At 34.6% G+C, this 25,059-nt stretch carries 17 protein-coding genes; 6 read left to right on the forward strand and 11 right to left on the reverse strand.

Translation table 11 applies throughout. The features are described from left to right. Positions 1–189 precede the first annotated feature (189 nt). Entirely contained in the window at positions 190–1,230 is a 1,041-nt protein-coding gene (locus ACNQF8_RS08075; protein ID WP_417953226.1) for a LacI family DNA-binding transcriptional regulator, read from the reverse strand. Between the two features lie 311 nt (positions 1,231–1,541). Between ACNQF8_RS08075 and ACNQF8_RS08080 the strand changes: the two genes are divergently transcribed. From ACNQF8_RS08080 to nagB, 4 genes are read left to right on the forward strand one after another with little or no spacing between them, the layout of a single operon-like run. Next, positions 1,542–2,642, forward strand: a complete 1,101-nt coding sequence (locus ACNQF8_RS08080) for a GHMP family kinase ATP-binding protein (protein ID WP_417953227.1) — start codon at positions 1,542–1,544, stop codon at positions 2,640–2,642. Between the two features lie 2 nt (positions 2,643–2,644). Beyond that, the gene (locus tag ACNQF8_RS08085; protein WP_417953228.1) at positions 2,645–3,520 is read left to right on the forward strand and encodes a sugar phosphate nucleotidyltransferase; all 876 of its coding nucleotides are present in this window, start codon (positions 2,645–2,647) and stop codon (positions 3,518–3,520) included. Positions 3,521–3,538: 18 nt separating this feature from the next. Continuing rightward, positions 3,539–4,942: a sugar MFS transporter gene (locus ACNQF8_RS08090; RefSeq protein WP_417953229.1), complete on the forward strand. Its 1,404-nt coding sequence runs from the start codon at positions 3,539–3,541 to the stop codon at positions 4,940–4,942. Between the two features lie 21 nt (positions 4,943–4,963). Beyond that, positions 4,964–6,892 carry a glucosamine-6-phosphate deaminase gene (gene nagB, locus ACNQF8_RS08095; protein WP_417953230.1) on the forward strand — a complete coding sequence of 643 codons (1,929 nt, stop codon included), beginning with the start codon at positions 4,964–4,966 and terminating at the stop codon, positions 6,890–6,892. A gap of 257 nt (positions 6,893–7,149) precedes the next feature. Here the strand turns inward: nagB and ACNQF8_RS08100 are convergent, their stop codons facing one another. The 5 genes from ACNQF8_RS08100 to ACNQF8_RS08120 all read right to left on the reverse strand — a co-directional run bounded on the left by ACNQF8_RS08100 (position 7,150) and on the right by ACNQF8_RS08120 (position 16,839). Beyond that, the gene (locus ACNQF8_RS08100; protein WP_417951955.1) at positions 7,150–8,787 is read right to left on the reverse strand and encodes a beta-N-acetylhexosaminidase; all 1,638 of its coding nucleotides are present in this window, start codon (positions 8,785–8,787) and stop codon (positions 7,150–7,152) included. A gap of 360 nt (positions 8,788–9,147) precedes the next feature. Beyond that, complete coding sequence (locus tag ACNQF8_RS08105) at positions 9,148–10,527, reverse strand: Gfo/Idh/MocA family protein (RefSeq protein ID WP_417951956.1); 1,380 nt, start codon at positions 10,525–10,527, stop codon at positions 9,148–9,150. Between the two features lie 99 nt (positions 10,528–10,626). Then, positions 10,627–11,967 carry a DUF3472 domain-containing protein gene (locus tag ACNQF8_RS08110; RefSeq protein WP_417953231.1) on the reverse strand — a complete coding sequence of 447 codons (1,341 nt, stop codon included), beginning with the start codon at positions 11,965–11,967 and terminating at the stop codon, positions 10,627–10,629. A gap of 100 nt (positions 11,968–12,067) precedes the next feature. Beyond that, entirely contained in the window at positions 12,068–13,765 is a 1,698-nt protein-coding gene (locus tag ACNQF8_RS08115) for a RagB/SusD family nutrient uptake outer membrane protein (RefSeq protein WP_417951958.1), read from the reverse strand. 11 nt (positions 13,766–13,776) lie between these two features. After that, positions 13,777–16,839, reverse strand: coding sequence for a SusC/RagA family TonB-linked outer membrane protein (locus ACNQF8_RS08120; protein WP_417951959.1), 3,063 nt, complete (start codon positions 16,837–16,839; stop codon positions 13,777–13,779). A 694-nt stretch (positions 16,840–17,533) separates the two neighbouring features. On the opposite strand from ACNQF8_RS08120, the gene ACNQF8_RS08125 reads away from it, so the two are divergent. Beyond that, positions 17,534–18,184 carry a sugar-binding protein gene (locus ACNQF8_RS08125; RefSeq protein ID WP_417951960.1) on the forward strand — a complete coding sequence of 217 codons (651 nt, stop codon included), beginning with the start codon at positions 17,534–17,536 and terminating at the stop codon, positions 18,182–18,184. Between the two features lie 110 nt (positions 18,185–18,294). After that, positions 18,295–19,035, forward strand: a complete 741-nt coding sequence (locus ACNQF8_RS08130) for a tyrosine-protein phosphatase (RefSeq protein WP_417951961.1) — start codon at positions 18,295–18,297, stop codon at positions 19,033–19,035. A gap of 76 nt (positions 19,036–19,111) precedes the next feature. Here the strand turns inward: ACNQF8_RS08130 and ACNQF8_RS08135 are convergent, their stop codons facing one another. The 5 genes from ACNQF8_RS08135 to rfbA form a co-directional block, all read right to left on the reverse strand. Then, positions 19,112–21,079 carry a polysaccharide biosynthesis protein gene (locus tag ACNQF8_RS08135; RefSeq protein ID WP_417953232.1) on the reverse strand — a complete coding sequence of 656 codons (1,968 nt, stop codon included), beginning with the start codon at positions 21,077–21,079 and terminating at the stop codon, positions 19,112–19,114. A 150-nt stretch (positions 21,080–21,229) separates the two neighbouring features. Beyond that, on the reverse strand, positions 21,230–22,369 hold the full coding sequence (locus tag ACNQF8_RS08140) for a DegT/DnrJ/EryC1/StrS family aminotransferase (RefSeq protein WP_417951963.1): 1,140 nt from the start codon (positions 22,367–22,369) through the stop codon (positions 21,230–21,232). Positions 22,370–22,471: 102 nt separating this feature from the next. Continuing rightward, positions 22,472–23,044, reverse strand: coding sequence for a sugar transferase (locus ACNQF8_RS08145; RefSeq protein WP_417951964.1), 573 nt, complete (start codon positions 23,042–23,044; stop codon positions 22,472–22,474). A 45-nt stretch (positions 23,045–23,089) separates the two neighbouring features. Then, positions 23,090–24,043: an MraY family glycosyltransferase gene (locus ACNQF8_RS08150; RefSeq protein ID WP_417951965.1), complete on the reverse strand. Its 954-nt coding sequence runs from the start codon at positions 24,041–24,043 to the stop codon at positions 23,090–23,092. 115 nt (positions 24,044–24,158) lie between these two features. Beyond that, positions 24,159–25,028 (reverse strand): glucose-1-phosphate thymidylyltransferase RfbA, encoded by an 870-nt coding sequence (rfbA, locus tag ACNQF8_RS08155; protein WP_417951966.1) that lies wholly within the window; start codon positions 25,026–25,028, stop codon positions 24,159–24,161. Positions 25,029–25,059 lie beyond the last annotated feature (31 nt).

Consider the following 25,059-nt stretch of genomic DNA (forward strand, 5'->3'; position numbering starts at 1 on the left):
TATCCAAAATAGGAACACCACATAACCAATAAAACATAAATACAAGCAAGATTAAATATGCATAAGATCAAAACCAAATACTATCAATAAAGGAATTTTGCGCACTTGAAATTGTATAAAATCCAATAAAGAGAAATAATGCTGTTATTTTCAGCATTATTTTTGAAGATTGAATATAAAAAAGTAAAATTATTCAATATAATACTCCGCATTTTCTGCGTTCACAATATCAATAGGCAAAAGAATCATTTCTGGAATTTCTTTCTGAAAGAGAAAATGTTCCACTAAAGAAGTAATTCCCAGATACGCTTGTCTTTTCTGATTTTGATGAATCATAAAATCAATTACACCTTGATTCAAATAAGTAACATTTTCATCTATCAAATCATAACCGACTACTCCAATTTTTTTACGTTTAAATGCACTAATTACCTTAGCAATTTGATACGCTTTAGAGGTGGTAATAAAGATACCTGACAAATCAGGGTTTTCATTCAGGAAAGTATTGAAATTAAGTTCAACATTTGGATTTTTTAATTTTAGAGTGGTAATCGTGTATGCAGAATTTTCTTTCTCGTCAAAATAAGTTCTAAAACCCCGTTCCTTTTCCTGCATGTGAATTGCATTTTTGTAGGTTTCATCAATATGAACAATAGCAATTTGACCATTATCAGTAATTGAATCCAATAATTTTGCCGCCACTCTCCCACTTCGGAATAAATCTTGACCAACGAAACTTTTTACAAAACTGGATTCGACTTGGTTATTAAACGTGTTCACTATGATGTTTAACGAATTATATTCTTCAATAACATCTACAGTTTCTTTATGGAATAAAGGCGCTAACAAAACCGCATCAGGAGATAAATTTAATACAGCTTCATTCGTTTTTAAAAAGGATTTCTTTTTTTCCGGATTAAAATAAAAGGTTTCAATAACCAAATTATAGGCTTTGAATTCTTTCACCGCATCATCAATACCATTCAGGCAAGGACGCCAATACGGATCAATTTCGGGATCTGGAAGTACAATACAAATGCGATAAATTTTATTGTTCTTTAAATTCCTGGCAATAAGATTTGGTTCGTAGTCAATTACTTTTAAAACTTCGTTAACTTTATCTAAAGCTGCTGGTGACACTTTTCCTCTTTTATGCAAGACTCTGTCAACAGTTCCTTTTGAAACGCCGGCTAATTTAGCAATATCCTTTATTGTATATTTTTTATCCATAATGAGCAAATATATAAAAACTTTGGTTTATTTTTTTTTGTAAGACTTAATCAACAAAAGAGAATGTAGTTAAAGGAGCGATATTCTTTTATTTTAAATCACAATCTGTTTACAAGAGTCTCTTTTTTATATAATTTAAAAATGTGCTCGACAACATAAACAAAGTGTGTTCGAGCACATTTATTGTTTTTTACTTGCTTTATTAGAATTTAATCTATAGTTTCGTAAAGTAAAGACCAAATAAATAGTTAGCATTACAAATAAAATTCACTGTAAAGTTCAATATTACAGCGTTTTAACACCTATAAAAAGTGAAAGAAATTATATCATTAGCTCCTGGACGAATTTGCCTCTTTGGAGATCATCAAGATTATTTAGGTTTACCGGTGATTGCATGTGCGATTAATAGAAATATAAAATTAACCGCAGTGCAAAATGACACTGAAGTTTTTAGACTAAACATGGACGATATAAATGAAGTTAGAGTCATTGATATTCACGCTACCTTTTCGGAATTAGCGCCTCGGGATTATTTTGCCTCTTCCCTAAGGGTTTTGAGAAGACAGGGCTGCATCCCAACTTTAGGATACGACATTACCATAAAAGGAGATATTCCTATCAATTCCGGAACTTCAAGTTCATCCGCTTTGCTATTGGCTTGGATTAATTTTTTGATTACCGCTTTTGGAGTTGATGCCGAAGTTACTCCGGAATTTATTGCAAAAATGGGGTATGCTTCTGAAGTTTTAGAGCACGGAGAACCCGGCGGAATGATGGATCATTACAGCATCGGAGTGGGCAATATTGTGCACATCAATACCAAAGATCCTTTTTCATACACCATCATTGGAACCGAGCTAAAAGGCTTAATAACAGGTGTTTCCGGAGTACCCAAAGAAACAATTGGTTTGATTGGAGAATTAAAAGGAAATGCCTTAATAGCTATTGCTATTATTAAACAAAATTTTAAAAATTTTGATTTAAACACATCCGAAATAGAAGATTTAGATAAATATCACAATTACTTACCGGATCGATTGGTTCCTTATTTTGAAGGGGCCATCAAGAATTACCACTATACAAAAGAGGCTTTAAAAGAATTTGAAAAACCAACCCCAGACTTAAAGAAGATAGGTGCTTTAATGAATCAACATCACGCTGTTTTAAGAGATTTATTAAAAATAACAGTCCCTAAAATTGACGCGATGATCAATGCCGCATTAAAAGCTGGAGCGTATGGCGCAAAAATAGTGGGTTCAGGTGGCGGAGGAAGTATTGTAGTGCTGGCTGAACCGGGAAATGAAGCTCCTGTAGTGGCAGCAATACTTGCAGCAGGCGCAATAGAAGCCTATACCGTAACCGTTGATCCTGGAGTGAGAATACTAGAAAACAGTAAAATTTTAAAGAATTAAGTATGCATGACAATCTAATTATTTTGGCTGGTGGCACATCTTCCCGAATGAAAAAACAAGTTACAGTGGCTAATTTGAGTGAAGAAGAAATTGCGCAAGCGAATGAAAGAAGTAAAGGATTAATTGGCGTTGGACCAAACGGAAGACCATTATTGGATTTCCTTTTATTAAATGCAAAAAAAGCAGGGTATAAAAACATTTATATTATTATTGGGGAACAAGGAGACTTATTCAAAGAGTTTTACGGAAGCAAAAACAGCAACAATGATTTCAATGGCTTAACGATTTCCTTTGCAACGCAATACATTCCCGAAGGGAGAATAAAGCCATTTGGTACCGCTGATGCCTTATTCCAAGCTACTGAGCAATATCCTGAATTGAATTCTCAAGAATATACTGTTTGCAATAGCGATAATTTATATTCTACCGAAGCCTTATATGCACTTAGGGAAACCACTAGTCCAAATGCATTTATCAGTTATAACCGGGATGCATTGGAGTTTCCGTTAGATCGAATTTCTCGTTTTGCCATTGCCAAGCTTAGTGTAAACAATCAATTATTAGATATTCTAGAAAAACCAACTGCAGACGTTTTAGAAAGCTACAAAGATGCCGAAGGAAAATTGAGAGTGAGCATGAACGCTTTTAAATTTAACGGAGCGCTTTTATACCCGTATCTGAAAAACTGTCCCGTTCATCCAGAAAGAGACGAAAAAGAATTACCAACAGTACTTTTGAACGCACTAAAAGAGCATCCTGAGACCACATTAGGAATTCCGTTCTCTGAACATGTTCCAGATTTAACAGCAAAAGAAGACATTGCCGAGGTAAAAGCCTATTTAAAAAAATACTATCCAGTACTCAACTGGGAATTGTAAAACCTATAAACAATTAACATGTCACAAAGTAAAAGCACCATAAATAATAAACCTGGGAATACATTAATTCCAATGGTTATTCTAACCACATTATTTTTCATTTTAGGATTTGTAACTTGGTTGAATGGTCCACTAATTCCATTTTTTGAATTAGCGTGTGAATTGTCTCCATCACAGGCTTATTTTGTGGCTTTTGCCTTTTACATTGCTTATTTTGTAATGGCGATTCCTTCCTCTTGGGTTATAGAAAAAGTAGGTTATAAAAACGGTGTTTCGGTAGGATTAGTAGTAATTGCTTTTGGAGCATTTATGTTTTACCCCGCAGCCGAAGTACGCACTTTCCTTCTATTTCTGGTGGCTTTATTTGTTATGGGGACTGGTTTGGCAATTTTGCAAACGGCGGCAAATCCTTATGTAGTTGTTATTGGTCCCAGAGAAAGTGCTGCAGCACGAATTAGTGTGTTAGGGATTGCCAATAAATTAGCAGGATTTATTGCGCCGCTGGTATTGACAGCTTTGGTGCTGTCAAATATGCAGGAGTACACGGCCGATAAAATTGCCGTGCTGGATTATGCCAATAAATCTGCCGTCTTAGATTCCCTTGCGCTACAATTACAGACTCCGTATTTGTATATGGGAGCTATTATTCTTGTCTTGGCCGCTTTAGTCAAACTATCTCCGTTACCGGAAATTGATCTGGATGAAGATGGGAAAGTATTAAATCAAAGCGTTTTTAAACAGATTGTAAATGCTTTTAAATATCCTCAATTAGTTTTAGGTGTAATCACCTTGATGTTATACTTGGCTGCCGAGGTTTTAGCTGGAGATTCAATTGGTGGTTTCGGAAAACAATTAGGCGTATATGGTGAAAATGGTAATTTTTATTTAAAACTAACTTCATTTACCATGACCGCAATGGTAATAGGATATATTTTAGGAATTACATTAATACCAAAATATGTTTCGCAGGTGACGGCACTAAAAGCTTCAGGAATTCTGGGATTAATTTTAGTTTTAATAATTGTCTCGATTTCCCCTACTATAATGATTCCTTTACCTGGGATACCGGCTTTGCCTTTAGTTATTATTTTAGTCGCTCTTTTAGGTCTTGCCAATGCACTTTGTTGGCCTGCAATATGGCCAATGGCGCTTCAAGATTTGGGCGGATATACTAAAATAGCCAGTGCCATATTGATTATGGGTATTATTGGAGGTGCAATTTTCCCATTGCTTTATGGTTATTTGGTAGAAACTATCAACTTGGCAAATGAAGCCAATGGTGTTGCAGAAACAGCAAAAAGTGGGAATCAAATTGCGTATTTAATTTTAGTGCCTTCTTATTTGATGATTATATTTTATGCTTTTAAAGGGCACAAATACCGAAGCTGGTCCAGAAGACAATACGTATTAAGTGAGAAATAATTTTTTTAAAAATAACTGACAATGTTAAAAAGTAGTATAGATAAGGCGACAGGTTTCGAAAAAAGATTCGAAAATATTGGCACAGTAGTTTTTGAAAATTCAATTGTGGCATCTAAAGCGGTTGCGCAACAAATAGCAACACTTATCAAGTCAAAACAAGAGAATCAGGAATCCTGCATATTAGGCTTGGCAACAGGGTCTTCGCCCAAAGGATTGTATGCTGAATTAGTACGCCTGCATAAAGAAGAAGGTCTGAGTTTCAAAAATGTAATTACATTCAACTTAGACGAATATTACCCAATGGAACCGGATTCTATAAACAGCTATGTGCGATTTATGAAAGAATTACTATTGGATCAAGTGGATATCCTACCAGAAAATTATCATATTCCGGATGGAACGTTATCCAAAGAGGAAATTGCGGATTATTGTGCTAATTATGAAGCCAAAATAGAAGCTTTGGGTGGCATTGATTTGCAGATTTTAGGAATTGGCGGAAACGGTCATATTGGGTTCAATGAATCTGGTTCTTTACAGAATTCAAAAACAAGATTGGTGGCATTAGATCACATTACCAGAGTGGCGGCAAGTGGCGATTTTTCTGGATTGGGCAACACACCCAGAACAGCAATCACGCTTGGAGTTAAAAAAATAATGGAAGCCAAACAAGTGATCCTAATGGCTTGGGGCGAAGGAAAATCGAGCATCATTAAAGCTTCTGTTGAAGGAACCATAACCAATCAAATTCCTGCATCCTTTTTGCAAGAGCACAATAATGCTGTTTTTGTTTTAGATAAAGAAGCTTCTTCAAAACTAACACGAATTAATAGGCCTTGGTTAGTGGAGAAAATTGTTTGGACAGATCGATTGACCAGAAAAGCAGTATTAGGGTTAGCACTTGATTTAAAGAAACCTATTTTGATGCCTACGGATGCAGATTATATTGAGAACGGAATGAGTGATTTACTGGCTGATTCAGGTCCAGCGTACGACATCAACATCAAAATATTCAACAAATTACAAAATACAATTACCGGATGGCCGGGAGGAAAACCAAATGCTGATGACTCCAATAGACCCGAAAGAGCGGAACCGGCTAGAAAGAGAGTACTGATTTTTAGTCCGCATCCAGATGATGATATTATCAGTATGGGAGGAACTTTTATGCGATTGCAACAACAAGGGCATGAAGTGCATGTGGCCTACCAAACCTCTGGAAATATTGCTGTTGCTGATGATGAGGCACTACGATTTGCCAGATTTGTTTGTGATTACAATGAAAAATTTGGAATAAAAAGTAGTGAAGCAGAGGATATTTATAAAAAATCGATAGCATTTCTTAAAAACAAAAAAGCAAGTGAAATAGACATTCCTGAAGTGCGCTATTTGAAAGGGTTGATTCGAAAAGGAGAAGCGCGATCGACCAGTAATTTCGTTGGTTTGTCAGATGAGCAAATTCACTTTATGGAACTGCCTTTCTATGAAACAGGAACGATTGAGAAAAAACCTTTGGGAGAAATAGACATCCAGTTTACCATGGATCTTATCGAGAAAATACAACCACACCAAATATATGCCGCAGGTGATTTAGCGGATCCGCATGGAACGCATAAAGTATGTTTGGATGCCATTTTTGAAGCAGTAAAACGATTGAAATCAAAAGATTTTATGAAAGATTGCTGGGTTTGGCTGTACAGAGGCGCCTGGCAGGAATGGGGAATCGACGAAATTGAAATGGCTGTACCCATGAGTCCGGATCAGGTATTAGATAAAAGACACGGAATTTTCAAGCATCAATCTCAAAAAGATGGCGTTGTATTTCAAGGGTCTGATGCAAGAGAATTTTGGCAAAGAGCGGAAGATAGAAATGGAGAAACAGCAGCGTTATATGTACAATTAGGATTGTCAAATTATGCTGCGATGGAGGCTTTTGTCAGATGGAAATATTAGAATCTATCTTAATTTCTACTATTCTCGCAAAATTTTGAAACGCTCCAAAGAACAACAAATTTAAAAAGGAAGAATGAGTACTTTAAACACAACCAAATGAAATCATTCTGCTTCGGAGTTGCTTTTTTACTCTTTTTTCAATAGTACAGAAACCAGTTAGGAATAAAATTTAGATGTATAAAAAAGGCTGCCCTTTCGGACAGCCTCTTTTTATTTAACATATTTAGACTAAAATAGTAACCTGTTGGGTGCAATTATTATTCTTTTTCTTTAAAATAATTAGCGCCCCACATATCATATCTTTTTTTCATTGTCTCAATTTTAGTTTGAAAAGAAGGCCAATTTTTATTTTCCTTTGGTGACCATAACACTTCGCTAAGGGCACTCAAACGTGGGAAAATCATATATTCTACTTTGGCTGTATTAGTCATATATTCTGTCCACACATTTCCTTGGGCACCCATTACATATTTAGCTTGTTGCGCATTCAATTCTTTAGGAATAGGCTCATAACTGTATATTTTTTCCAATGAGGTAAAACCGCCAATAGTAACTTCTTTTTCATTTTTTGTTTGGGAATGATCCAGATAAACGTGGCTTCCCGGAGTCATAATCACCTGATGATTTTCTTTGGCTGCCGCTATTCCGCCAGCTTCACCTCTCCAGCTCATAACAATTGCATTTGGAGCCAGACCACCTTCTAATATTTCGTCCCAACCTATTAAGGTTCTTCCGTTTTTATTAATGTATTTTTCCATGCGTTGGATAAAATAGCTTTGAAGTTCGTGCTCATCCTTCAAGCCTTTTTCTTTTATCAGCTGCTGACAAAACTCGCTTCTTTTCCAGGCATCTTTAGGAGATTCATCCCCACCAACATGGATATATTTTGAAGGAAACAGCGCCATTATCTCATCAAGAACATCTTCAAGAAAGTTGAAAGTATATTCGGTTGGAGCATACACATCGGTAAAAACACCCCACGTTTCCTGAACCAGTTTTACCCTGCCATTTGCTAGTTCCTGCTTACTTTTTTCAGAAATCATAGCATCTGGTATAACTGTTTTTTCATTTGGAAAACAACTCAACATCGGATAAGCGGCAATAGCGGCACTACTATGTCCCGGCATTTCAATTTCTGGAATTACCGTAATAAATCGGTCAGAAGCATACTTCACAATATCTTTTACTTCCTCTTGGGTATAAAAACCTTCTTCGGGTGTATTGTCACTTCCTTTACCCGGATACCTTCCTATGATAGATCCATTTCTTTTAGAACCTACTTCAGTAAGTCTGGGATATTTTTTTATTTCAATTCTCCAACCTTGATCTTCGGTCAGGTGCCAATGGAAATAATTCATTTTATGCAAGGCTAGGTAATCAATATACTTTTTAACGAATGAAACCGGGAAAAAATGACGACTTACATCCAACATCGAACCTCTATAGGCAAAACGTGGTTCATCTTTTACCTGTACCAAAGCAATCTTTAGACTATTGCTTTTCTCTGTAGGAAGCAGTTGAATTAGTGTTTGCATACCATAAAAAGTTCCTTGATTTGAATTCCCTTCAATCAATACGACGTCCTTATCCGATTTTAAACTATAACCTTCCCCTTTAAGCCCATCAATATTTTGAATACTTTTCAAAACAATACTGTTCTTAGAAGCTTTTTGAACTACTGCTAATTCAAATCCATAATACTCTAATAAATATGTATTGAAGAACGCTGCCGTAGCTTTATCTCCTTTGTTAGCAACCACCAAGCTTGTTTTTGGGCTAATAACAAAACTACCCGTATTAGTAACAACTTCGGCTGGCTGAGGAATGATTTTTACTTCTTGAGCAAATGAGAATGTGCTACATAAAAGAAGCGAAAAGAAAAATGACTTTATCATATTTACGTCTTTCAATTAATATTAATTATTTTTATTCTTTCAAATTTCACAAAATTCTTACCTGCTTATGTTTAAGAAACAATTTCTAAATTAGTTTATTGTTGGCAAATTAGCAAAAACTAGATGAATATTTTTTTCTTCAACCATTCCTGACCTTTATACAATTATACAATGCTATAGGTTTATCTAATTTTAGTTTTAAGAGGGTTATTTATCTTAAACTACCTACTATCTTTTTTAAAGCTATTAATAGCTAAAATTGAAACTTAAGACAGATATAAAAGTATTTATTCAACGTACAAAAGAGAGTAATACATAGTGTATTACCCTCTTTTTTTTTAACTAATCGGTATTTATTTCTTATTTAGAAAACTCTAATCCTTTTAATTTTTGCCAACCGCCACGAGTGAAATCAGGAATTTCAACTGGTGCAGAATTGTTATCCAAAGAAATTTCTGTAAGAGGAGCAAGACAGGACCATTCTGCCAGATCATACACATCCATATCTAATGGGAGTCCGTTTTGTAAACAATAAATCAAACGGTAATCCATTATAAAGTCCATCCCGCCATGACCGCCAACTTTTTTGGCTTTTTCCTCTATTCCAGCTACAATTGGGTGTTTGTATTTTTCCATTAAAGCTTTTTTCACATCAGCAGGAACAAAACTGTGAGCATTCAATTTTTCATGATTTGGTGTAATATCTGAACCTACAGATTTAGAATCCAAAGCATAACCTTCTAAAGGATATTTATTGGCAAAACCCTTTGTTCCGCTAAGTTGATACATACGGCTGTATGGACGCGGTGAAGTCACATCATGCTGAATTTGGATTGTTTTTCCTTTTTCGGTACGAATCATTGTCATGGTATGATCTCCATTTCTAAAGTCAGTAACTTCTATTCCTGATTTTTCTTTAATGTAAGCAGGATTACCAACGGCTTTAGTATCCATAGAAACCAAAAAATTCATTTTGTCACCACGATGAATATTCAATGCTTGACACGCTGGTCCCATTCCATGGGTTGCATAAATATCACCACGGTGTTTTCTATTGTAATCCATACGCCAGTTATTCCAGTACTCGCCCCAGAAAGGCTGAAGTCCGTGGATATAAGCCCCTTCGGCATGCATAATTTCTCCAAACAATCCTTGTTGAGCCATATTTAATGTCGTCAATTCGAAGAAGTCATACACACAATTTTCAAGCTGCATGCAATGCTTACGAGTTTTTTCGGAAGTATTAATCAAATCCCAAATTTCTTCCATAGTCATGGCTCCTGGAACTTCAATGGCTACGTTTTTACCATCTTTCATGGCTTGAACGCCAATTTTTGCATGGTTTTTCCAATCTGTTGCTACATACACAAGATCTACATTAGGAAGTGCCGTTACTTTTCTCCAAGCATTTTCATCTCCAAAAAATTCTTTCGCTTTTGGAAGTCCTGCTTTAGTAAGAATTTCATTTGCCGATTTCGTGTTAGTTTCTAGCATATCGCACAATGCAATAATTTCAACTCCCGGAATATGGGTCATACGTTCTACCGCACCCGGACCACGCATTCCTAAACCGATGAAGGCGATACGAACCGTAGGAATGGGAGCTGTAGCAAGACGCAAAACATCCGTTTGTCCTTTAGCACGTTTTGGAGCTGGGGTTTTAATCATTTGAGCCGATACATTTGCCCATCCTAAAAAAAGAAAGGAAATAAGTAGCACTTTAAAAATACTAGTTTTCATAATTTTATTTATTTATTAAAAAAAGGAGGATAATCAAGCTGTAGATTACCCATTCTGCAATACTTTATTATTATTTTTAGCTTAAACCGTGAGGACTCTTTACGGTAATGCATTAAAATCAATATTAGGTTTTTTCTGATGTAATGGTCTTGTAAAAACGCTTTGTGCTTTGGTAAAATTATTAAAAAAGCCTCCATTTTTCAAATAGAATGATTCGTTATTTAGCAAGCCACCGGAATAATCCATACGGTATCCTATAGTACCCGTGTTGTCTGTTGTGAATTTTGCGGAGTTAATCTCTGTCCAATTTCCGTTAGCGTCACAATACCATTGATTACTTAATAATACTTCGCGAGATTTATTTCCTTGTTCCGGAGAAAAATTTTCTAAGAACGAATGAAATCGTTTTAAATAAGTATTAGTTTCCGGACGATTAAAGCTGGCTATTAATTGCCATTGGTTTAATTCGGGTGCAAAAAAGTAAGCGGTATAGGTTGTTGAATTGTCGTTTTGAGGAACTCCACGGAGTAAAAATTTATACGTATTTCCTGCAATCCAATTGTACTTCAAATAACTTTGTCCACCGGAACCCTCATTGCCAAATTCTCCTGTTGTTACTCCTACTCCTTTTTTAAGAAGTTTAATTTTTTTAGAATCTGGAATAGTTGCTGGATCATCCGTTACAAATGGGCTCCAAACAGAGAACAATACCCTGCGCTCTGTATCCGAATTAACTTGAATACCAAAATAGCCTTCTGCAAATCCATTTGCCATATAATAAGAACCTATAATATCTTGGCCTGTTGGTACCGTAACTTCGTTGTAGTACCATTCAATAGTTGCATCTGTTGGCACTTGATAATTTAAGTGTACGGAAGGTCCTCTTCTTCCCCAATGATAAAAACTACCTTCGTCATTTTGAACAAATGCAATTTTGTCTTTAGCTATCGAACTGTTAATTGTTACGCTTGAAATAGAAGGAAAATTACTTTTATTCTTGCTGATTCCTTTTATTTTTAAAGCAACATAACCCGGCTCAGTAATTTCCCAACGTCCTATTTGGTAAGAATCTTTTTTGGTGTCGTTGAATTCAACTCTCTTGGATTCATTGTTAATGGTGAATTCTAAAGTTGATTTCCCAAGAACTACCAATGACTCCTTATTTATTGAGAATTGGAAAACTCCCGGTTCAGAAATTCGAAAATAAGCAATAAAATATTCTTCAGAATTGGTCCAATACTCGATTCCATTTTTTGTAATGGTTTCAACTTCTGCGAAGGGAGTTGAACTAAAAGCATTTCCACCAAGAGGCAAAGAAATTTTGGATATCATTTTAGAATCATCCCCACCAATTTCACTACTTCTGTCACTACCGCTACAAGAGGTTAGCGGAATCAATAATATGATTGCTAATAGTTTTGTAAAGAATCTTTTTTTCATCTCTAATTTTTTATACTTATTTCTGTTCAGTAATCACCTTTTCTGACACCTTTTATTTTTAACCAAATGGACGTTTTAACAACATCATTCTAACCTTCTATTATTGATTTTGGGTTAGTGTTCCTGGATAAGCATTTATTTCTGATTGAGGAATGTATTGTACCACGCGCAAACTTGATGCAGGAACATCTTCCATTGCAGGATGCGGTCCTGGATAACGACGTGTCATTGTTTGCCCGTTTCTATATACATCGTAGCCTCTATGAGCTTCAAAGGCTAATTCTAATTGACGTTCTTCATCAATAAGTTGGATCGCGTTGGCACTAGTTAATGAAGTATATCCAGCACCAGGAATTGATCTTTCTCTTACTATATTCAGATTGATACGGGCATTTGTGTAATCTCCTTTTTTAGCATATGCTTCTGCCATATTCAAATACATTTCTGCTAATCTTGAAATTGTTGGTGAATGAAGATGCGAATCATTATCCTGTAAAGAACATTTAGTGATATAGTACATTGGATATACACGGTTTAACAACATCATATAATCTTTTTCACCTATATACGTTTTTCCTTTATATACAATTGAATAACTATTTTCAGCAGCATTAACTTCTGTTAGATCGTATTTGTCCGTTCCAATATTAATGTAAAATGTACCGTCAGTATTGCGTTTAAGCGGTTGTTGCAGATAGTTATAACCCGTTTGTACTCCGCTTGTGTTATAAGAATCATGGATAAAACGAAATGCTTCTGTTTTATTTTTGGCGGCATCAGTCACATATTGAGGCTCAATAAATGCCCAACGCGCATCGTTTTTCTTACCTGCTTTACGTAGTAAATCTAAATATTTGGCACTGGCATACATTTCGCCCCAACCTTGACCTTGAATATTGGCATACATGCCACCAATACCATAATAATGATCAAAACCAGAGAACTCTGAAGCCACACGCTTAACAGCAAAAATGGTTTCGGTTTGTCCAGCAGCATCAGGAGCAAACGTGTTGTATTTCATAAAATCAGCTCTGCTAAGCAAATTGTAATTACCGCTCGCAATTACTTTATTAGCATATTCTATAGAAAGAGTAGCATATTCTTGATTTGGACTTTGGTACGTTCCGCTCATATACAAGTACACTCTTGATAGCATCGCTTGCGCTGCCTCTCTGGTTGCATAGGTAGCACTACGTTTTACTGTCATTAGCGTTTCTGCTTTTTTCAAATCATTTATAGCTTGTTGGTAACTATCTTTAATTGTGGATCTGTCTGGTAGACGTAAATTATCTATATCAGCAGGCAATCCGTTTACAATTGGCACTCCCAAATTAGATTCAGGGGATTGTGAATAAGGTCTGCCGTAGGTACGAGATAAATAAAAGTAAATCATTCCTCTTAAATAATAGGCTTCTCCCAATTGCTGATCCATTTGCACACTTTCTCCTTCAGTAATCTTTTTCATCAAATCACTTGATTGAGAAATAATTTTATAACTGTTGTTCCAAAAAACAGATAATCGACCATTATTTGGAATATGTTGATAAGAAATAAAGGAATAGAATGAATCCGTAGATGTTCCACGTATCATAATATTATCGCCAGGATATTCTCCTACTCGGTGCATAACATCTGACCATCCTTTAAGTTGTGCATAACAACCATTTAAAAGTACTTCGACAGCCGCTTCTTTATCTGCAAGAACTTTATCTTCAGTGTACGAATTAAATGGTTCTCTCTCTAGCTCACAAGAGTATAAGAAACTAATTGTAATAAATAATATAAATATCTTTTTCATGATTTATTTTTTTAAAGAGTAAGATTAAGACCTAATACAAATTTGCGTGTCTGTGGATATACTGATGTCGCAACTCCTGTAATTTGCCCGTTAGCAGGTGGTATCTCAGGATCAACTCCAGAGAATTTAGAAATGGTAAAAACGTTTTCTGCAGCTACAAATAGTCTAAGATTCGAAATATTGAAACGCTCAACATTTAAGTTATATCCTAAAGAAAGGCTTCTCATTTTTAGATACGTTCCTGATTCTAAAAAACGAGACGATGCTTTGTTTGAGTTACTTTTATTGTTATAACTCGCTTGAGGATGAGTAGCAATATCTCCCGGTTTTTCCCAACGGCTCCATCCGCTTTGCAGATTCATTTGGTTACGATCCGTATAGGCTCCATCTGAATCAAATTCTGCTCTGGCATAATTATAAATTTCACCACCCACTGAATAAGAGAACATGGCAGCAAGATCAAAATTCTTGTAATTCAAATTCGTTGAAAATCCACCAAAGAAAGAAGGAGTATACGCCCCCATAGCTATCGGTGTTTTTGAAGCTGCACTATAACTGAAGGTTTTAACGCGTTCTCCTGCTGCATTGGTTTCATACCACTGTGGTTTTCCTGTCTCTGGATCTACACCTGCCCATTCCGTAAGGTACCACGTATCTACATCTTTTCCTGGAGTCAACAGTTTATTGGCTGAACCGGCAATACCAGATCCATCTCCAACAATGATTTCTTTTCTTGTACCGTAAAGACTCGTAACCTTGTTTTTATTTGTGCCAATATTAGCATCAACAGACCATTTCCAATCTTCATTATTAATAATTTCAACATTAAGTGCAGCTTCAAAACCTTTGTTTCTTACAGCTCCTACGTTTTTCCAAATACTGGTAACTCCAATTACTCCTGGCAAAGGAACTTGATACAATAAACCAGAGGTGTCTTTATCATAATAGTCTAAAGTAAGGTTGAATCGTCTTAAAAACGAAATATCTAAACCAATTCCGGTTGTATACGTTTTTTCCCAACTTAAATCTGGATTCGCAATTTGAGAGATAAGAGCCCCCGGGTTTTCATTGTAACCTGTCGTTAAAGAATACAATGCATAATGTGGATAAAGACTGTTTGGTCTGTTTCCAACAGACCCGTAACTCGCTCTAAGTTTTAAGTTCGTAATATAATCCGCTTTAAAGAAGTCTTCATTATGAATATTCCATCCACCACTTACAGAGAAGAAATTTCCATATTGTGAATTAACCCCAAAATTGGAAGCCCCGTCGCGTCTTAAAGAAACTTGTGCTAAGTACTTATTATCATACGTATAATTTACATTAGACAATAATGATTGAACGGCCCATTGTGCTCTGCTTCCTTTTACTTTTTCAGGAATTGAGGCTACATCACCCACTATAAATCCCGGTGCAAATCCTGTAGCAATTCCTTCTGTGTTTTTAGAGTTGAATTCATTCCATTCATAACCTGCGATAGCATTAAAATCATGCTTACCGTATGATCTGTTGAATTTGAATAATTGATTCGTATACGCTCTATTATAAGAACTCATGTAGTCTTCCAGCCTACCGTTTACGGCTAAACCGCTGGAAGAACGTGGATCTGAATAGAACATAGAATTAGAATGTGAAAAGATATAGTTATTTACAGAAGCAAATGTTAACCAATCCATAAGTTTTATATCAAAGTCAAAATTACTTCTAACATCGTACGCTTGAGACTCACTGTAATCCCACTGTAAATCATACAAATAGTTAGAACCCGTTGTATTTACCCATGTTGGATTCGGTTGATTCCCCACCAAAGTGCCATCTTCTAAATACGGATTGTCCCAAGGCATATTGCCATACATTGCCCCCACAGAATGTTGCTTATTTAACACATCTCTGCGTGAAGCATTAATTTGGGGTTTTATTGTTAACCAATTATTTACTTTATAGCTGAATTTTAAGAGTATATTGTATCGGTTAAAATCATATCCTTTTATAGCAGCAGTTTCATCATACACCCCCAAAGAAACGTAGCTTTTAAAATTCTCATTACCTCCACTTATTGCCAGGTTATGATCTGTTGCTAAACCTGTTGTTGTGGCATTGTTCCACCAGTCAAAGTTTTTGTTTCTTAATTCCGGATTCCACCACCAAGCTGTTGAAAAGTCTTGTTTATTCGAAAACGAATCGTACAAATCGTACAATTCAGCCCCATTCATAATATCAAAATTACCTGTATTCAAAGTCGTAGCAGCCATTTTTGTAGAAAAACTAATAGTCGCTTTTCCAGATTTTCCACTTTTTGTTGTAACAACGATAACACCGTTTGCTCCTTGTGAACCGTAAACAGCTGTAGAAGCTGCATCCTTAAGTACCGTCAGACTTTCAATATCAGTAGGATTAATATTTCCGGCACTACTTCCTACAATAACTCCGTCAACTACCCATAATGGATCAGTACTACCGTTTACAGTAGTTTTTCCGCGAATGACTATTTTCCCTGAAGATCCTGGCTGACCAGATCCTGAAGTTACTTGAACCCCAGTAGCTTTACCCGACAATAAATTTTCGACAGAAGTAGTTGTTGCATCCGTAAGCTTCTTGTTACTAACAGTTTGCAACGACCCCGTAAGACTTTCTTTTTTAATCGTACTATAACCTACAATAACTACTTCATTTAATTTTTGACCCGTTTCTTTTAAAACAATTTTTAATGTTCCAACGCCAATGGTAACCTCTTGTTCTTCCATTCCAATGAATGAAACAACTAAAGTGTTGCTATTTCCCAACACTTCAATAGAAAAATTACCGTCAGCATCTGTCTGAACTCCTACCGTAGTGCCTTTGATAAGTACATTAGCTCCAGGAAGAGGTGCACCACTTTCATCAGTCACTTTTCCTTTTACAACTTTCTGAACCAATGATAAATTAATATCGTATGACGCAACCGTTTTTATTGTCGAAGCTGTGGAAACTTGAAAAGTTAAAGCTAATAAAGAAAGAAGCGTTAATTTAATTTCTTTGTGGGACAGATTGTTAATCACTAAATCCCTAGGTTTTTTTTGGGTTAATAATTTCATACTCTTGAAATGGTTTTTAGTTAATAATTGTTTGTTGGTTTATTCTGTTTTAAGTGTCGTATGTCTATTTTTAAATTAAGGAAAATGAACTCTAAAAATTTTGATTTATAATTTCTTAACATAGCTAATCTCTGTCTAAATCCACCATCTTTTTTTAATGCACATTGCTACATTTATCCTCTCATATAATCTTCAAAAACATCAAATTTTAATCTAATAAAAGAGGTGTTATTCTTTAACATGTGACGAAACTATAGATTATATTTTTATTAAACAAGGAAAAACACAAAAAATGTGCTCGAACACATAATATTTATGTTCTCGAGCACATAAATATTGCATGAAACGTTTTTTTAATAATAAAATTCTAATTTTTTAATAATAGAGCGCGCCTCAATTCCATCTCTTTTTTTTAGTAAAACAGGACATACTGATTAAATAATAAGAAATTCGGAATTTTTAAATCTAAAATTTGAAAATTCAACAGTAGTTCCATGTTATAGAATTAACATTTAATCTTAATTTTACGTTATTTAGTTTTGAATTAAACACAAAACAGATGCATCTTAGTCTTCAAATTTGGTTAGGAGAAAAGAAAAAAAAAGATAAAGAGATTTATTGAAATTTCTTTTAACTATATTTCGAAAAAAATTGTTCAAATACAGTTTTCTAGAAACACTAAATGCCGCATAAAATGATTCCAAAAATGAAAGAATATGAAGTACATTTAATCGAAAACAAACAATTGATTATCTCCGGAAATGGAGATGATATAATATGGAATAATGCTCAGATTTTGACTGATTTTTGTTCCCCATGGAATAACAAAAAAGAAACGAAAATTACATTTAAAGCACTTTGGGATCGAGAAAATTTATTTTTTAATTTTACTGTTTTAGATACCGAAATCCACATAGAAAAAAAGGATGACAGTTTTGAGAGTATTGGAAACTCCGATAGAGTTGAACTCTTTTTCAGAACTGATGATGCACTTAATCCCTATTATTGTTTAGAGATAGATACTTCTGGTCGAATAATGGATTTTATAGCGTATCCCAATAAGAATTTTGATTTCAATTGGAACTGGCCCAAGAATGATTTAGTAGTTAAATCATCTGCAAAAGCTAATTCTTTTATTGTAGAAGGATCAATAAGTATTGAATCTTTGAAAAGTTTTAATCTAGTAAAAAACAACAAGATAGAAACCGGTGTTTTTCGAGCTAAGTATATAAAGACCCAAAATGAATGTTTTGAACCTAACTGGATTACTTGGGTAAACCCAAATACAGAAACTCCAAATTTCCATATTGCTTCTTCCTTCGGTGTCTTTATCTTAAAAGAATAGAATAATACTACCTATCAAAAATTCTGAATCATCAATATCTACAGCATCAATAAGTAAAAGAACTATTTTCTAAACACTCAGAACCGAACACTTTTCATTAACTTTGCAGTATGTTAACATTCTTCAAATCAAAACCCATACTTAAAGATCTAATTCCAGATAATCATATTGATATCCACTCTCATTTGTTACCGGGTATAGATGATGGCGCAAAAAATTTTGGAGATACACTAAGACTAACTCAAGCACTTCAGGAAATAGGGATTTCGGAGTTTATTACGACCCCGCACATTATTCAACATGTTTGGGACAACACACATGAACAAATTCTGGAAAAGAAAGCCACAACAGTTTTAGAACTGGAAAAGAACAACATTACAGTTCCTTTTAATACGGCCGCAGAATATCTTATGGACGATCAGTTTGTCCAACTGTTCCAATCTCATAATTTATTGACTTTAAAAGACAACTACGTTCTGGTAGAAATGTCATATATAAACCCGCCAATTCAGTTATACTCTATACTATTTGATTTACAGGTGGCAGGTTACATTCCCGTATTGGCACATCCGGAACGGTACTTATTTTATCATAATAATTTTAAGGAATACCTTAAACTAAAAAGAGCTGGCTGTTTATTTCAGCTGAATTTATTATCGGTAGTTGGATATTATGGCGCTGCAATCAACAAAATTGCAGATCAATTATTACAAAAAGGAATGTATACCTACGTAGGTTCTGATGTACACCATGATAATCATGTTGCTGCCTTCAAACAAAAAATAAATCTGAAAGACAGTACTCCACTTAAAGAAGTAATAGCCAATAATCAATTTTTCAAATTGGGATAATCGTTGTTTTATAAATAAAAAAAGGGCCCAAAGTAATATTACTTTGGGCCCTTTTTTTATTTATTAAATGTCTTTGTTACTTATCTAACAACTCAAAAGTCGAATTCATACTTTTAAACTCAGGTACAATTTGTTTCATTTTAAGTACAATTTTGTCGTTATCAAAATGATTTGCAATACTTATAAGCTCTTCAATATCTGTACTTAAAACCTCAAACTCGTCTAAAATTTCTTCAGAAATCATAATTTTTTCATGATACGTTGGAAGTGTTTTTGAGGTATCATTCAATAATTCTTCATATAATTTCTCTCCTGGTCTCAATCCTACAATTTGTATTTTGATATCCTTGTCGGGAATAAAACCGGCTAGCTTAATCATCTTTCTAGCCAAATCAATAATTTTAACTGGTTTACCCATATCAAAAATATAAATCTCTCCACCATTACCCATGGCTCCGGCCTCTAAAACTAACTGACAAGCCTCAGGTATAGTCATAAAATACCTTATAATATCTGGATGTGTAATCGTAATAGGTCCGCCATTTGCAATTTGCTTAGTAAACAAAGGAACAACAGATCCGTTAGATCCTAAAACATTTCCAAAACGAGTGGTAATAAATTTAGTAGCATTCTTTTCACCGTTATTCTTACTTTTCAATTGTAAGGATTGCACATACTTTTCAGCAATTCTTTTGCTAGCTCCCATTACATTACTAGGATTTACTGCTTTGTCAGTAGATACCATTACAAATTTTTTGACTTTGTAAAGGCACGACAAATCGGCAATATTTTTAGTACCCTCTATATTGGTAAGAATAGCTTGAGAAGGATTTTCTTCCATCAAAGGGACATGCTTGTAAGCTGCTGCGTGAAAAACTACTTGAGGCTCATATTTTTTAAAAATGCTATTCATAGCTTCTTTATTCCTTACGTCAGCGATTACGGCATGCATTTTAGAACTAGACTCTAAGCCACTCATTTCAAGACACATGTGATGCAGTGGCGTTTCGGCCTGATCTAGAATAATAACAACCTTAGGACTAAAACCCAATACCTGGCGTACAATTTCACTACCTATGGATCCTGCCGCACCAGTGATTAAAACGGTTTTATCTTTTAATTGTTTAGAAATAGATTTGTTATCTAATACGATAGGTTTTCTTTCCAGTAAATCTTCAATTTGAATATTTTTTACTTTTTGGCTAATCTCTTTTTGATTCTCCCAATCGGAAATTAATGGTACAGTAAACACATTATAATTAAATTCCAAACACTGATCTACGATGATTAATTGCTCCTCTTTTGACAAACTTTTGTCAGCAATGATAACAGCTTGAGCGTTTACGGAACGCATTAATGGCGGTAATTTTTTCTTTTTAATCAAAATTGGCAAATCCAGCATACGCTTTGTTGCATTTTGATTATTCTTATCAACAAATCCAACAATTTTAAATCGGGAGGGTGTTTCAAATTTTAAAGCATTAGCTACCGATATAGCATTGGCATCTGTACCATAAATTATGGTTCTGATTAATTTATTCGTCCCTTGTTCTGAAAAATAGATCTCAAAAGTTTGTTTGATTATTACCCTATATAAAAATAATCCACAAAAGGAAAGTACTATGTTTATGAAAAAAGCAGTATTTAAAAATGCTTTCTCTCCATACAACAACTCGTATGCAAAATTAAAAAAAAGAAACAGGACTAAAACTGCCATTTGTGAAAACAAAAGCTTAACGGCATCAATATAAGAAGAGTGCCTGATAATCCCAGAATAGGTCCTAAACAACCAGAAAAAGAAAATATTTACACCAAACAAGGCCACTATAAACCTAAAGCTGTGTGGGGTAATAATATAATCTAACCCCGTACCTTTAAAAATAAGAATGGTAAAAAAGAACGACAGTACCAAAACCGAAAAATCCATCATAACAATGATCCATCTGGGAAGATAGCGCAAATTATGAATGCTGAACTTCAAGTTTTCTCTTGAAAAAAAATTTGGGTTTACTGATGATGAACCCGTGTTTTTAGTAGTATTCAAAATAGATATATTTTTAACTTTACTGCTTTTACTAAAGCAAAAATAACGATTAATAAATGGATAAAAGCAAACAATCAATTCAATTTTAAAATTGATTTATCAAAAAAAGCAAATTACAAAGTAATAGTCTATTTCCAAACTAGTTACTTTCTATTGTACAAATACTTTTAAAATAACACCTTTTATCCTGTCACAATCCGCTTCAGTCAGATTACAACCAGATGGCAAACAAAGTCCATTATCGAAAAGTGTTGACGCAATACCGTTTCCATAAAAGGGGTAGTTACAAAAAACAGGTTGCAAATGCATGGGTTTCCATAAAGGTCGGGATTCAATATTTTCCTCTCTCAGCGCTAATCGTAAAGTCTCCCGAGTGATGCCATTTGTTTCTATTGGATCTATTAGAATAGTATTTAACCAATAATTAGCTTCATAATTAGTGTTGGGCACTTCGTAAACGGTTACTCCTTTTATATCCCTGAATAATGCTACATAAAAATCATGTATCGCTCTTTTTAAACCGATATGATGGTCCAAAACTTCCATTTGCCCGCGACCGATACCTGCACATATATTGCTCATTCTATAATTAAATCCTATTTCACTGTGCTGATAATGTGGTGCATCATCTTTAGCTTGTGTAGCCAAAAAAATAGCTCTGTTTTTTAATGCCTCAGAAGTAGTTATAATAGCTCCACCTGCGGAGGTAGTTATAATTTTACTTCCATTAAAAGATAAAACGGCTATATCGCCAAAAGTACCACACTTTTGACCCTTATAACGGCTTCCCAAGGCTTCTGCACTGTCTTCAAGAATGGGAATACAGTATTTATCAGCGACTGCTCTTATAGCTTCTATTTGATACGGAGTGCCGTATAATTGTACAGCAATAATTACTTTTGGAGTAATACCTTTAGACATACTGTCTACAATGGCTTCTTCAAGCGCAATGGGACATAAATTCCAAGTTTTAAGCTCACTGTCAATAAAAACAGGAGTTGCACCTTGATATAAAATAGGATTCGCAGATGCTGAAAAAGTCATACTCTGACAAATTACAACATCTCCCGCCTGAACTCCTAAAAGTATTAATCCCAAATGAATAGCAGAAGTTCCTGAATTTAATACTGCAACATTATGTGAACCTAAATAGTTTTCTAAATTTTGTTCAAAATAATCTATGTTAGTCCCAACAGGAGCAATCCAATTGGAATCAAATGCTTCTTGGATGTATTTCTGTTCGTTGCCTCCCATATGAGGTGCTGAAAGCCAAATTTTATTTTTTTCCATCTTCTAGAAAATAAAATCTATGAGAGTTAATACTACTAAAGTAATAAAAAAAACCTCTATGATTCTGATTGTAATACCCTATTATTTTCACTATTAACTATACTATTTTTTAAAAAAAGTAAACCAAAGTGTTTTCAAAATAATTACCATATCACTACCAAAACTTTGGTTGTAATAATACGCTAGATTAAGTCGTACTTTATCAGGAAAAATAATACTGTCGTTATAAGCTAAAGGTGACTCCTTCTTTGCTAACAAGAATTCTTCTTTATTATATTTTAGCGAAGCTAAACTGGTTAATCCTGGCTTCAATTCTAATATTTTACGATTTTCACCTTCTAACAAATCATAGTAACCCGGTAAATCTGGTCTTGGACCCACCACACTCATATCCCCTTTTAAAATATTATAGAGTTGAGGCAATTCGTCTAGTTTATAATGTCGAAGTAGCTTCCCTATTTTAGAAATACGATAATCTTCTGAAGACGATGAAATTGAAATGGTACGGAACTTAAATATTTTAAATTTCTTGCCATATTGGCCAATACGCTCTTGGACAAAAATTCCATTCGTATGCGTATCGATAACTGCCAATAGCCAAGAAATCAATATAACCCAAAAAAATAAGATGAGAGTGAAGAAGGAAAAAAGAATATCAAAAAGACGTTTACTCATACCTCAAAAGTATTTTATTCTTGGTAAAAAACAAGCAAAAACGGATTAAGAATTCCCAATAACCATTTTACGAATAACGAAATTTCGAACAAGTAAATAAATAACTGTCAGTAGTAGTAAAAATCCACCTATAAAAAATAGTGTTAAATACCCATTGAAATCCATATAAACAACCAATGCATTTATCACTAATTGAAATCCCGCATAAATAAAAGCAACTAAGATGTGGGAATAGCCAACTTCATTAGCCAGATATTGATATAAGTGAGATCGGTGTGGCTGAAATATATTTTCTTTTCTAAGTAATCTGCTAATGATAGTAATGATAGCATCAATTCCATAAACCGAAAAGAAAAGAATATATCCCAATTGCCCTGAGTCTATAATCGTTTTTATCATAAAATACCCTAAAAAAAGAGCCATACTGATACTACCAACATCACCCGCAAAGGTTTTTGCCTTTTTACGAACATTAAATATCCCAAAAGCCAAGCAAGACAATCCCATTGTAATTAATAATGGTAAACTAGCTTCGTTGATGGGTAAAAAAGAAAAACTAGCTATGGCTGTCAAAGCATACAAAACAGTTATTCCATTAATACCATCCATGAAGTTGAATGCGTTTACCCAACCTATCAGTAATACAAACACTACAGGAAGTAGCCACAAAGGCTCATAAAATAAATGCAACTCATAAAAAACCAAACCAACAGCAAGTACATGTGAAACAAATCTTGGCAATTGTGGTAAGGGCTTGATATCGTCAATAAAACTAACCAATGCTACCAGTACCACTCCAAGTGTTACCGGCCAAGAAATGTATCCTAACAAACAAGCTATACTTATGGCTATTGGAAAAATAATTCCGCCACCTCTTAAAGTAATAGAACTATGAGATGATCTACTATTGGGTTTATCGATGATATTGTATTTATCCGCTATTTTAAAATAAAAAAGCTCAATACCAATCAATACAATAATTAATGCAAAATATATCATATTTAAAACTCTGTCTACGCTGTTATTGAACCCTAAAATCTGATTACTAATTACTGACCACTAGAATCCGATTATCGCTCACTAATACCCAAATATTGATCACTGATCACTGAACTTACAACTTATGCTTCAACAATCCCAAAAGATACTCTCCATAACCCGATTTTTTCAAAGGTTCGGCCAGTTCTTTAAGTTGTTGCTCAGTAATAAAGCCTTGTCTCCATGCGATTTCTTCGATGCAACCTACCTTAAGACCTTGACGCTCTTCAATAACCTGAACAAATTGTCCAGCCTGCATTAAACTGTTAAAAGTCCCTGTATCCAACCAAGCCGTTCCTCTGCTTAAAATACCCACTTTTAAAGCTCCTTTTTCTAAGTATACTTTGTTCACATCAGTGATTTCATACTCTCCACGAGCACTTGGCTTGATATTTTTGGCAATTTCGACTACTGAATTATCATAAAAATATAAACCTGGTACTGCATAATTTGATTTGGGTTCCAAAGGTTTTTCTTCTATCGAAAGTGCTTTAAAATTAGAATCAAACTCAACTACACCGTAGCGTTCCGGGTCAGAAACGTGATACGCAAACACTACCCCACCTTCAGGATTAGTATTGGATTGCAACAATTCATCCATATTAGAGCCAAAGAAAATATTATCTCCTAAGACGAGCGCTACACTATCATTTCCTATAAATTCTTCACCAATAACAAAAGCTTGAGCTAATCCGTTTGGGATAGCCTGCTCTGCATAACTGAATTGACAACCTATTGCAGCTCCATCACCTAATAACTTCTTGAAATTAGGTAAGTCATGAGGCGTAGAAATAATTAATATTTCATTAATTCCTGCCATCATCAAAGTAGACAATGGATAATAAATCATAGGCTTGTCATAGACAGGCATCATTTGTTTGCTCATCGCTAAAGTTAATGGGTGCAAACGAGTTCCGGAGCCTCCTGCTAATATAATTCCTTTCATAAATTTAAAATTTATTCATTACGGTAATTTA

The sequence above is a fragment of the Flavobacterium labens genome (assembly GCF_048286755.1).
In the GTDB taxonomy this organism is placed as follows: domain Bacteria; phylum Bacteroidota; class Bacteroidia; order Flavobacteriales; family Flavobacteriaceae; genus Flavobacterium.